This is a genomic window from Acinetobacter sp. UBA2581 (assembly GCF_002339435.1).
GTDB classification, from domain to species: Bacteria; Pseudomonadota; Gammaproteobacteria; order Pseudomonadales; family Moraxellaceae; genus Acinetobacter; species Acinetobacter variabilis.
Genome location: NZ_DDLD01000036.1, coordinates 26,280 through 38,361, shown reverse-complemented (window position 1 = coordinate 38,361; position 12,082 = coordinate 26,280). Strand labels below are relative to the sequence as shown.

The 12,082-nt window shown below is 44.0% G+C and carries 11 protein-coding genes; 5 read left to right on the top strand and 6 right to left on the bottom strand.

Going from position 1 to position 12,082, the window contains the following annotated elements:
• Positions 1 to 76 precede the first annotated feature (76 nt).
• On the bottom strand, positions 77 to 688 hold the full coding sequence (locus tag B3Q46_RS04145; protein ID WP_004782472.1) for a glutathione binding-like protein: 612 nt from the start codon (positions 686 to 688) through the stop codon (positions 77 to 79).
• Between the two features lie 216 nt (positions 689 to 904).
• On the opposite strand from B3Q46_RS04145, the gene B3Q46_RS04140 reads away from it, so the two are divergent.
• Positions 905 to 2,350 carry a SulP family inorganic anion transporter gene (locus B3Q46_RS04140; protein ID WP_262735604.1) on the top strand — a complete coding sequence of 482 codons (1,446 nt, stop codon included), beginning with the start codon at positions 905 to 907 and terminating at the stop codon, positions 2,348 to 2,350.
• Between the two features lie 150 nt (positions 2,351 to 2,500).
• Positions 2,501 to 3,217: a tRNA (guanosine(46)-N7)-methyltransferase TrmB gene (gene trmB, locus B3Q46_RS04135; protein WP_262735606.1), complete on the top strand. Its 717-nt coding sequence runs from the start codon at positions 2,501 to 2,503 to the stop codon at positions 3,215 to 3,217.
• A 43-nt stretch (positions 3,218 to 3,260) separates the two neighbouring features.
• Here the strand turns inward: trmB and B3Q46_RS04130 are convergent, their stop codons facing one another.
• From B3Q46_RS04130 to B3Q46_RS04110, 5 genes are all read right to left on the bottom strand, one after another.
• Positions 3,261 to 4,037: a Rossmann-like and DUF2520 domain-containing protein gene (locus B3Q46_RS04130; protein ID WP_262735608.1), complete on the bottom strand. Its 777-nt coding sequence runs from the start codon at positions 4,035 to 4,037 to the stop codon at positions 3,261 to 3,263.
• A gap of 83 nt (positions 4,038 to 4,120) precedes the next feature.
• The gene (locus tag B3Q46_RS04125) at positions 4,121 to 4,918 is read right to left on the bottom strand and encodes a thioesterase family protein (RefSeq protein ID WP_262735609.1); all 798 of its coding nucleotides are present in this window, start codon (positions 4,916 to 4,918) and stop codon (positions 4,121 to 4,123) included.
• Positions 4,919 to 4,980: 62 nt separating this feature from the next.
• Entirely contained in the window at positions 4,981 to 5,652 is a 672-nt protein-coding gene (locus tag B3Q46_RS04120) for a class I SAM-dependent methyltransferase (protein WP_262735611.1), read from the bottom strand.
• Positions 5,653 to 5,894: 242 nt separating this feature from the next.
• Positions 5,895 to 7,583: an AMP-binding protein gene (locus B3Q46_RS04115; RefSeq protein WP_262735613.1), complete on the bottom strand. Its 1,689-nt coding sequence runs from the start codon at positions 7,581 to 7,583 to the stop codon at positions 5,895 to 5,897.
• Between the two features lie 97 nt (positions 7,584 to 7,680).
• Positions 7,681 to 8,316 (bottom strand): TetR/AcrR family transcriptional regulator, encoded by a 636-nt coding sequence (locus B3Q46_RS04110; protein WP_004782481.1) that lies wholly within the window; start codon positions 8,314 to 8,316, stop codon positions 7,681 to 7,683.
• Positions 8,317 to 8,462: 146 nt separating this feature from the next.
• Here B3Q46_RS04110 and B3Q46_RS04105 point away from each other — a divergent pair, with 146 nt between their 5' ends.
• The 3 genes from B3Q46_RS04105 to B3Q46_RS04095 are packed head-to-tail and all read left to right on the top strand — an operon-like array spanning position 8,463 to position 12,079.
• Entirely contained in the window at positions 8,463 to 9,635 is a 1,173-nt protein-coding gene (locus B3Q46_RS04105) for an isovaleryl-CoA dehydrogenase (RefSeq protein WP_004782484.1), read from the top strand.
• A 35-nt stretch (positions 9,636 to 9,670) separates the two neighbouring features.
• Positions 9,671 to 11,272, top strand: a complete 1,602-nt coding sequence (locus B3Q46_RS04100; protein WP_005235052.1) for a carboxyl transferase domain-containing protein — start codon at positions 9,671 to 9,673, stop codon at positions 11,270 to 11,272.
• 12 nt (positions 11,273 to 11,284) lie between these two features.
• The gene (locus tag B3Q46_RS04095) at positions 11,285 to 12,079 is read left to right on the top strand and encodes an enoyl-CoA hydratase/isomerase family protein (RefSeq protein ID WP_262735617.1); all 795 of its coding nucleotides are present in this window, start codon (positions 11,285 to 11,287) and stop codon (positions 12,077 to 12,079) included.
• Positions 12,080 to 12,082: the final 3 nt, after the last annotated feature.

The following is a 12,082-nucleotide window of genomic DNA, read 5'->3' as shown; positions in this document are numbered from 1 at the left end:
ACAAACTAAAACCGAGCTAATTGCTAAACTCGGTTTGAAGTAGAATACTGTCAATCTATTTCAGAACAAAACATGATTAAGGGATTAAACCTTCATCACGCATTGCAATCTGTACAGATTGACGTTCTGCAACCTTATTGCGGATATGAATAATATTTTTATATGGACTCAGATCATGTTCAATCTGGTTCGACCAGTTGGTCAGAACAAACAGGTAAGCATCTGCCGGGCCGAAATTATCATCGACCAGATAATCATTGTCCGATTCACCAATGGCCTTATCGATATAACTCAATAAACGGTCAATTTCTGCATAGGCTTTTTCTTTGGCTTCATCTGATAATTTTCCAGTGAAGAATACAGCATAAGCATCATGCAACTCTGAGTTGAGATAACCTAACCACTCCAGCACTTTGGCACGTCCCATGCCAGAAGGTGGAATCAGATCTTGTTTTGGATCGTGTTGAGCAAGAAACGGTAAAATTGCAACATTTTCTGTAAGAATTAAACCCGGATTAATTTCTAATGCTGGTACATAACCCTTTGGGTTAATTTCGTAATAATCTGCACCTTTTTCTGTTTTATGGGTTTTTAAGTCAACACGTTCCAAATCAAAATCGACATTAATTTCATTTAAAATAATATGAGCTGCCAAAGAGCATGCGCCTGGCGAATAGTAAAGCTTCATTTCTGATCCTTGTTATACACTTCTCAATGTTTTAAATCGCTTCTGACAAACTTTCAAGTGATCAAACCTGTAAATTGCAAAAAAGCGTAACTGTGATTGAGCACAGTTACATATCCAATATTGAGGAATTTACAGGCTTTTGCAAGTCAATCTTGTGTAGATTTTTATCTGTATCTGTTTAAGATACGCAGGTTCTCAAAATTTAGATGATATTTCGTGATTAACCTGAAAAAAGAAGAATGGTTTTCCAATATCCGGACTGATGTGCTGGCAGGTCTGGTGGTTGGACTGGCCCTGATTCCTGAATCTATTGCTTTTTCTGCGATTGCAGGTGTTGATCCGCAAGTCGGCTTGTATGCCTCTTTCTGTATTGCAGTGTCCATTGCCTTTTTCGGTGGTCGTCCTGCCATGATCTCTGCGGCGACTGGTGCAATGGCGCTACTGATGATTACGCTGGTCAAGGATCATGGTTTGCAATATCTGCTTGCAGCCACAATTCTGACCGGGATTATTCAGGTGATTGCGGGCTTTTTTAAAGTTGCCAAGCTGATGCGTTTTGTGTCGCAGGCTGTGGTATATGGTTTCTTGAATGCCCTCGCGATCCTGATTTTTGTGGCACAAATCCCGGAAATTAACCGGATGGACAGTACGGGTTATCTGTTCATTTTAGTAGGTTTGATAATTATCTATCTCTTTCCTTATATACCGAAAATCGGTAAAGCGATTCCATCGCCTCTTATCTGTATCGTCGTGCTGAGCGCACTTGCGTTATTGCTTGGTACAGATATGCGTACTGTGAGCGATCTGGGACAGTTTCCAGATACCTTACCCGTCTTTCTTCTTCCGGAAATTCCACTGAATCTGGAAACCTTGCAGATTATCCTGCCTTATTCCTTTACTTTAGCCACTGTAGGTCTGCTTGAAAGTATGATGACCACTACGGTCATTGATGAAGTGACTGGAACTGAAGGTGACCGCCATCGGGAATGTCGTGGTCAGGGTATGGCCAATATTGTCAGCGGTTTTATGGGCGGAATGGCTGGTTGTGCCATGATTGGTCAGTCGATTATCAATGTCTCTTCAGGTGCACGTACCCGTTTATCCACTTTGGTGGCTGGCGTGTTTTTGCTGTGTTTGGTGGTCTTCCTGAAAGACTGGCTGGCTTATATTCCAATGGCTGCGCTGGTTGCCATTATGATTATGGTGTCATTTACCACCTTCCAGTGGGGTGCAATCAAACAGTTTGGCAAGCATCCGCTAGAATTTAATACCGTGATGATTGCTGTGATAATTGTCGTGCTTGCTACTCATAATCTGGCACTCGGTGTATTTGTCGGTGTATTGCTCTCTGCCCTGTTTTTTATTAATAAACTGGAAAGAACTGTACATGTCTCGACTTATTTGCATAAGCCTAATTCACGTAGTTATATAATTTCTGGACAGATCTTTTTCAGCAGCACAGAAAAGTTCTACCAGTTTTTTGATTTTAAAGAAAAACTGGATCATGTTGAGCTGGATCTGACGCATGCACATATCTGGGATGTGACTTCAGTAAATATGCTCAATAACGTCATCCAGAAGCTTAAAGCCCAAGGCATAGACGTGACTGTAATTGGTTTAAATGAAGCCAGTAGCACGTTAATCGACCGTTTTAGTACCTGATCAAGCTGGATCTGTAAAAGAGCCAACTGGCTCTTTTATTTTGCCTGGGATCTCTGGCTCGATTTTTATGGAGAAATACCGAGAAAAGTTTGACTTGCACCGCTCAGGACTTAAAATACCGCATTCTGAATTTTTAGATTTGCCAAAATTATGTCGAACGATCAATTAGACCAGCAAGTCGTGGAGCTGGACAATTTAAGCGAGCACCGTGAAATTGTGACGTTTATGCGCCGCTCAGCGCCATTAAATACCTCTCAACGTACTGCGCTTGAACAATATGGTCACTTAATTTTGGAATATCCAGTAGGTGATTTGCGTCAGTATTTTGAACATCCTGAACGTCCGCTGACTGTAGAAATCGGTTTTGGTATGGGCCGCTCTCTGGTACTCATGGCTAAAGCGCATCCAGAGTGTAACTTTGTCGGAATTGAAGTGCATGTACCGGGTATTGCGCAGTGCGTGTATGAAGCAGGTATGGCGGGCGTGACTAACTTACGTGTACTGGATGCTGATGCGATTCAGGTGCTTCGTGAAATGCCAGACAATAGTATCAACACCGTTCAGTTGTATTTTCCTGATCCATGGCAGAAAAAACGTCACTTTAAACGCCGTTTTGTATCTCATGACCGCATGCCATTGGTTGAGCAAAAGCTGGAACTTGGCGGTACTTTCCATGCTGCAACAGACTGGGAACCGTATGCTGAGTGGATGCTGGAAGTTCTGGAAGAACGTCCACGCTTAGAAAACCTGGCAGGTAGAGGCAACAGCTACCCTCGCCCTGAATGGCGTCCACAAACCAAGTTTGAGCGTCGCGGAATCGAAGCTGGCCACAAGATTAATGACTTTATCTTTAAGAAAATTTCTTAATATCTATAAGTCTAAAAAGCGCTGATTATTCAGCGCTTTTTTATTAGCTATGATGGCGTTCTAAAATCTGCTGACTGAGTAATTTATACACACCTGCCAAGTCTTGTCGTTGAGATTGCTCTAGCATCTGCTGATGCATATTCAGAATATTCTGATCACCACGCATCGCAGGTCCAGTCTGTCCTTGGCGAGGATCATTTTGCGTCGCCTTATTGGCTGTTTCCAGAATCAATGGATAAAGCAGGCTAAAATCTACCTGCTGTGCATCTACCACCTGCTTAGCCATGTCATAACAGTAATTGCTAAAATTGCAGGCAAACACTGCAGCCAGATGCAAGCTCAAACGTTGGTCCGAACTATATTGATAAACTCTCTTGCTTAGGCTATTTGCTAAATGGGTTAAGATTTCTTGATCTGTTGGGTCAGATGCTTCAATAAATAAAGGCGTATTTTCCCAGTCGATTTCACGTTCCAGACTAAAGGTTTGCAATGGATAAAAGACGCCAGACTTTGCATGTATATCTGCTAGAACATTCAGGTGAGTACTACCCGAAGTATGGACAATCAGCACATCTTGCAAGTAAGAATGGACTTGTCTGATGACATTAGCAATTGATTGATCACTCACGGCAATGATGATCAAATCTATATTGTGATTCAGATTCTCAGGTTGAGCGATAGCTTGCGCTTTAAATCGATTACCCAGTTGCTGTGCTTTATCCAGAGTCCGGCTGTAGATCTGTACAATTTCATGTTGTGCTGACAATACACGGGCAAGATGATAAGCCACACGCCCTGCCCCAATGATACTAACCCGCATTCATCAATATTCCTGAACCATTGCGCACAGCATGCCAATAAAAAAAGGATGAATCAATTCATCCTTTTGCTTTTGAACCGGATTTAGAATTTACGTAAGGTCAGAATCTGTTCACTGCGACCGAAAGGCCCTTGAATATCATGCAGCACACCACTGGTGAGACCAATCCCATCCTCACCATATTGTTGCACTACTTCCAGCCCCAGCCATTCACCTTGCGGCAGACGGTGCATATGAATCTGTAAATCCAGATTTGGAAATCCCCAGCCCGCATTTGGATCCTGACGCGGCACAATGCCATTGGCCGTATCTACCATACCAAGTAAACGACTAAAATCTGTAGTCGGTTGTCCTTCGACCATATCCAGTGAATTTCTGAGCCAGACAATGCCTTTGCCTGCTCGATGATCAGGATGTGCACGGGTTTCAATACTTTGAATATAACCACCCGGCCAGCAACTCATACCCTCCCAAACCGGTAAAAACTCAGGGCTTTCAATCGGAAAATCTTCGATACCTGCAATGGCCCGGCTATCCGAAGTCAGCATCCTCCAGGCACGAGCAACGATACAGGTTTTTCCATTGGCACGCATTTCCGCCTCAATCAGTTCAATAGTTTTGCCAGGACGGATCATGCGCGTAGTAATAGAAAACTCACCAAATGCAATCAGTCCAAAAATATCCAGTCCAACCCGGCCAATACGCATTTCTGATCTAGGCTGAAACTGTTCTAGTTCAACACATAGAATACCGGTTGCCGGTGCCATGTGCTGTTCATGAGGATTCCACGCACCTTGAGCATGAATATTGGAACGATAATAGGCAGTAGTACTGCCATCTGCATGCTGTTCGCGCTGGATCAAACTATAATATGCTGACATTCTTTTTAAACTTCCTTGATTATTCTCTTAAACTTTAAAATTCATATAAGGTTTCATGATCTTTATTTTCTGAGTAAAAAACCACAATAATTCATGATTTGACTATAAATTTTGTGTTGTTTAAATCCGACTTTTGTTAAAAGTTCATTTGAATCTTCTACTGAAATCAGGAAAAAGTCCTGCTGCAATCTGGCCAGCATATTTTCACTTTGCTGCACACTAAGTCCGGTTTGCTGTGCCATTTTTTGCATTACCTTTAATTCATTCTCACCTTCTGGCTGCATCAAATCATAAGTCAATACGATCCCGCCAGTTTTAAGGCTGTGATAGATATCCTGAAAAAAATCAGATTTCTGAGGTTCAGGAATAAAATGGGCGACTAAAATAGCGAGTGCAGCATCGTAAGTATTTTGCTGATCCAGTTCCTGAATGGTGCACTGTATAAACTGAACTCGTTGTTCAACTCCAATAGAAGCCAGATGCTTCCTTGCCTGTTCAAGCATCGCAGCGGAAGGATCAATCGCAGTAAATGTCCAGTTTGGATGCTGCTGCAATAAATAAGATAGCTCATAACCCGTCCCGCAGCCCACTACCAAAATATGAGCGGTTTCCGGGAGTTCAGTGCTGAGAATTGCTTCAATCTGCTGATGCACCAGTTCATATCCGGGAATCAGTTTACGGATGTGATCGTCATAACTGGCGACCACGACTTCACTATGAAAGTTTTTTGCCATCTGTTTACTCTGATTTATATAGAAATAGATTTTTATCTATTTAAAGAAATTGCTAAATACATGACCTCAATTTGCAAGATGGATTCTTCTTCCATTGTGCAGGTGCTTCGTTACTTTGACTGGGCAAAGTAACCAAACCCTTCTGTTTCATTGATATGGCATCCTTGCCATACAATGAAACGGCGACATCCATGCCGCCAGGTCATCTGATCAAATACTATTTAAACTTAGCTTTAATTAATTTAAGCAATCTCTTTTAAATTTAATTCTTCACGCATAAATTCACGCAACTTGAACTTCTGTGCCTTACCTGAAGCTGTCATCGGGAATTCATGGAAGAAACGCACATAACGCGGCACTTTATTGTGAGAAATATGCTCAGCACAATATTGGCGGATGGCTTCTTCGGTACATGGGTCATTTTCATGCAGGATAATGCAAGCACAAAGCTCTTCACCATATTTATGGTCTGGCACGCCAATCACCTGTACATCTGAAACCGCTGGATGGGTATAAAGGAAATCTTCAATTTCTTTCGGGAATAGATTTTCACCGCCACGAATGACCACATCCTTGATACGACCCTTGATTTTGACAAAGCCTTCATCATCCATTTCCGCAATATCACCAGTATGCATCCAGCGCGCAGCATCAATGACTTCCTGGGTCTTGTCCTGATCTTCCCAATAACCCAGCATCACGGAATAACCACGCACACACAGTTCACCCAATTGACCGCGCGGCACCACTTTGCCATTTTCATTGACAATTTTAACTTCCAGATGCGGATGGACACGGCCAACTGTACTCACACGACGTTCAACACTGTCTTCTGTTGAACTTTGGGCACTTACCGGTGCTGTTTCAGTCATGCCATAACAGATGGTAATTTCAGACATATGCATTCGCTCTATTACACGCTGCATAATTTCCTGTGGACATGGACTACCCGCCATAATGCCGGTACGCAGGCTAGACAGATCGAAATCGTCAAACTGTTCATGTTCCAGCACAGCAATAAACATGGTCGGTACGCCATAAGCTGCCGTACATTTTTCCTGCTGAATAGCTTTTAAGGTTTCCAGCGGATTAAATACGGCAGACGGATAAATCATGGCTGAACCATGGGTAATACAGGCCAGATTGCCCATTACCATGCCAAAGCAGTGGAATAGTGGAACAGAAATACAGACACGGTCTTCCGGACTTAAGTGAATCGCCTCACCGACAAAGTAACCATTATTTAAAATATTGTTATGGGTCAGCATCGTACCCTTAGGGTTACCTGTGGTGCCTGACGTAAACTGGATATTAATGGTTTCATCGAACTGCAAATCAGTGGAGATCTGTTGCAGCTGTTCCAGCTCTTGAGCACTTGGTATAGGCATTAAATCCTGAAAACGATGAATGCCAGTATGCTGCTGCTCATCAATTTTAATGACATGCTTTAAATGTGGTAGACGCTCTGCATTCAGTAATTTATTTTCAGCCTGTTTTAATTCAGGCGCAATTTTGGTCAGGATTTCCTGATAGTCCGTTGTTTTAAACTGCGATGCAATAACTAGTCCCTTACAGGACACTTTATTCAAAACATATTCCAGCTCATTGCTTTTATAGGCTGGATTCAGGTTAACCAGAATAATGCCTGCCTTGAAAGCTGCGAATTGGGTAATAGTCCATTCCACACAGTTCGGCGACCAGATCGCCAGACGGTCACCTTTTTGCATACCCAATTTCAGCAGCTGACAGGCAAAGGCATTGACCTGATCCTGTAGCTGCCGATAACTCAGGCGTATGTTCTGATGCATGCTGACGACTGCATCGCGATCTGCATATTGCTCGCAAGCCTGATCAAATTTTTCACCAATCGTCATGCCCAATAAAGGCTGGCTGCTGGTTCCATAGGCATAGCTTAACCGTACTTGTGTCATTGAATCGATCTCCTTGATTCTTTGTAATTCTGATTTTCAACTTTACTAATTGTTTTATGACCACGACGACCTTGTCTATGTGCCTGTTTTTGTGTGTCTATGCTGCTGAATTTCCCTCCTGTCGATGTACTGCGTTAACACAAAAATCGGCAATCTGTTTGACAAAGTGATCCTTGTAGTTCTGATCAAACATCACATTACGGGACGGATTCAAAGGTTCAATCACGACAAAGGTCATGGCACCGACCACGCCCAAAGCTGCCGTATTTAAATCTTCAAACTCGAACTCTCCATTCACCTTTCCTTCGGCCAGGATTTCCTTAATGCTTTGTTTAAGCAGCTGTTTACTGCGAAAACGCTCATGTTCCATTTCCGGATCAACCGGTTCAAACATAAGTGAATACGCCAACTGGGGGCTATTCATGGCACGTTTCACAAAAGTTGTAACAGATTTTTGCAATTTCAGTTTTGGCGACAAATCCGACCCAGCAATGGAAACAAGAATTCCCACTTCATGCTGAATCGCTGCCGACAAAACCTCAATCAAAATCTGGCTTTTGTTTTCAAAATATCGATATACCAGCCCTGTAGAAACGCCTGCGCGTTCTGCAATCGCCTGAATCGATGCCTCTTTAAAGCCCCCTTGAGTAATCAGTTCACGAGCAGACTGTAAAATCGACAAACGATTTTGTTCCATTCGTTCCTGCATCAGTGATGATCTTTTATAACTCATAATCTTATTCTCAACCAGATAAAATGAATTGTAAATCATTTTGTGAATATAGGTTCACTTTTTTAATTTTTCGTTGTATGTTAAAAAAACAAGCACAACAAAAATGCTTTTGGACACAACAAATATAATCTCAGGATGGATGAAGAATGAATTTACAAAGCTTAGATTTCGGTTTAGATGAAACTCTTATTGCGCTTCGTGATTCAGTGGCCGCTTTTTGCGCCAAGGAAATTGCCCCAATTGCCCAGCAAGTTGACCGTGACAATGAATTCCCGGCTCACCTCTGGAAAAAATTTGGTGATATGGGCCTACTTGGTTTAACGGTCAGTGAGGAATATGGCGGTACCAATCTGGGGTATCTGGCCCATATTATTGCCATGCAAGAAATTTCCCGTGCTTCAGCATCCATTGGTTTGTCCTATGGTGCCCATTCTAACCTATGTGTAAACCAAATTAAGCGAAATGGTAATGAAGAACAAAAACAGCGTTACCTGCCAAAACTGATTTCTGGCGAATATGTCGGTGCATTAGCAATGTCTGAGCCGAATGCCGGATCAGATGTAGTCAGCATGAAACTGAAAGCCGAAGATAAAGGCGATCATTATCTACTCAACGGTTCCAAGATGTGGATCACTAACGGTGGTGATGCCGATGTACTCGTCGTCTATGCCAAAACCGATTTACAAGCTGGCGCCAAAGGCATGACTGCTTTTCTGGTTGAGAAAAATATGCCAGGTTTTAGTCACGGCACCCATTTAGACAAACTGGGTATGCGCGGTTCCAATACCTATCCCCTGTTTTTTGACAATGTCGAAGTTCCGAAAGAAAACGTGCTTGGCGGTGTCGGCAATGGGACTAAAGTGCTGATGAGCGGACTGGATTATGAACGTGCGGTTCTCAGTGCTGGTCCATTGGGTATTATGGATGCCTGCATGGATACAGTGATTCCTTATATTCATGACCGTAAACAGTTTGGTCAGGCACTCGGTGAATTCCAGTTGATGCAAGGCAAAATTGCTGACATGTACTCTACCTGGCTGGCATGTAAGGCACTGGTGTATGCCGTTGGTGCTGAATGTGACAAAGCTGATCATAGCCGTAGCCTGCGTAAAGACGCTGCCAGTGCCATTTTATATGCCGCTGAAAAAGCCACCTGGATGGCAGGCGAAACTATTCAGACCCTAGGTGGTAACGGTTATATCAATGAATTTGCTGCAGGCCGTTTATGGCGCGATGCCAAACTCTATGAAATTGGTGCCGGAACTTCCGAAATCCGCCGCATGCTCATTGGCCGTGAGCTCTTCAACGAAACAGCCTAAACCTGAACACTTAGAATAAAACAAGGATGTTCGTCATGAATCAGTTACAGAGCAAAATCAATATACGTAGTGAAGAGTTTAAGACCAACCAGGCTGCCATGCTGCAACTGGTCGATGACCTGAAACAGAAAGTAGAAAAAATTGCCTTGGGTGGTGGAGAAAATGCCCGCCAGAAACATCTGGATCGCGGCAAATTACTGCCGCGTGAACGGATTAATCATTTAATTGATCCAGGCACAGCTTTTCTGGAAATTGGTCAACTGGCTGCCTATCAGGTTTATCAGGATGATGTTCCTGCAGCAGGTGTAGTCGCGGGTGTGGGTCAGGTCAATGGTGTGACCTGCATGATCGTGGCCAATGATGCCACAGTCAAAGGCGGTACTTATTATCCACTTACGGTGAAAAAGCATTTACGTGCCCAGGAAATTGCCGAGCAGAATCATTTACCATGTATTTATCTGGTCGATTCTGGCGGTGCTTATCTGCCTTTACAGGATGAAGTATTCCCGGATCGTGATCACTTCGGCCGTATCTTTTACAATCAGGCACGTATGTCGAGCCTAGGTATTGCCCAGATTGCTGTAGTGATGGGTAGCTGTACAGCCGGTGGTGCTTATGTGCCAGCGATGTCAGATGAAACCATTATTGTGCGCAATCAGGGTACGATTTTCTTGGGTGGCCCTCCTCTGGTAAAAGCAGCTACTGGTGAAGTGGTTTCTAGTGAAGATCTCGGTGGCGGTGATGTACATACCCGTTTATCTGGAGTTGCCGATCATCTGGCAGAAAATGATGAACACGCAATTGCCATTGCCCGCAACATTGTGGCGAACCTGAACAAAAAGCCAAATAAAACTGCAGATGAAATCGAAGCACCGCGTTTTGACAGTTCAGAGCTGTATGGCATTGTGCCAAGCGATGCCCGTAAACCATTTGATATCCGTGAAGTGATTGCGCGTATTGTCGATGGCTCACGTTTTGACGAATTCAAGGCACGTTTCGGGACTACCCTAGTGACTGGCTTTGCCAAGCTCTATGGAATGCCAGTTGGAATTATTGCCAACAATGGGATTTTATTCTCTGAGTCTGCGCAAAAAGGCGCGCATTTTATTGAACTCTGTACCCAGCGCAATATTCCGCTGATCTTCCTGCAAAATATCACCGGCTTTATGGTGGGTCGTCAGTATGAGAATGAAGGTATTGCCAAAAATGGTGCCAAGCTGGTGATGGCCGTCGCGACAGCCAATGTGCCTAAACTGACTTTAGTGATTGGCGGCTCTTTTGGTGCCGGTAACTATGGCATGTGTGGTCGTGCTTACTCGCCACGCTTTATGTGGACTTGGCCAAACTCGCGTATTTCGGTGATGGGCGGTGAACAGGCTTCTAGCGTATTGTCAACTTTGAAACGCGATCAGATTGAGCAAAAAGGTGGAACCTGGTCAGCTGAAGAAGAAGACCAGTTTAAACAGCCAATTCGTGACCAATATGAACGCCAAGGCCATCCTTATTATGCTTCTGCGCGTTTATGGGATGACGGTGTCATTGATCCAGCGCAATCGCGCGAAGTCCTGGCCCTAAGTCTGGCTGCAGCGATGAATGCACCAATCCAGCCAACCAAATTCGGCGTGTTCCGCATGTAAGAGGTGACAAAAATGGACTATCAATTTTTACAGCTCGAGCAGCAGAATCAGGTAGCAACAGTCTGGATTAATCGTGCTGAATTGCACAATGCGTTTAACACCCAAGTCATTGAAGAGCTACATGCCTGCTTCGAGTCTTTAAATCAGTGCGATGATGTACGTGTAGTGATTCTGGCGGGTCGAGGTAAAAGCTTCTCTGCGGGCGCTGACCTGAACTGGATGAAACATGCCGGTCAGGCCTCACAGGCAGATAATGAAGCCGATGCCCTCAAACTGGCGGAAATGTTACAAAGTCTGGCGACATTAAAACAGCCCACCATTGCCCGTGTCCATGGTATTGCTTTTGGCGGCGGTATGGGTCTGGCATCCGCTTGTGATATCTGTATTGCCAGCACCGAGGCCAAGTTTGCAACCTCCGAAGTCCGTTTAGGTCTAGCACCTTCAACGATTAGCCCTTATGTGATTCGCGCGATTGGCGCCCGTCAGGCGTCACGTTATTTCCTGACTGCTGAGCGAATTTCAGCTGAACAGGCGAAAACCATTGGTCTGGCACATGAAGTGACTGCACCAGAACAGCTCGACAGCAAAATTGATGAGATTGTGGAAGCGCTCTTACTCGGTGGACCAGCAGCGCAAAACGCTTCAAAACAGCTGATTCAACTGGTTGATCAGCAGGTTCTGACTGAAGATCTGCTGCTTAAAACCGCACAGCATATTGCCCATGTTCGCCAGGGAGATGAGGCGAAAAATGGACTGAATGCATTTTTAAACAAACAAAGCCCGGCCTGGATCAAGACCACGGCATAACAA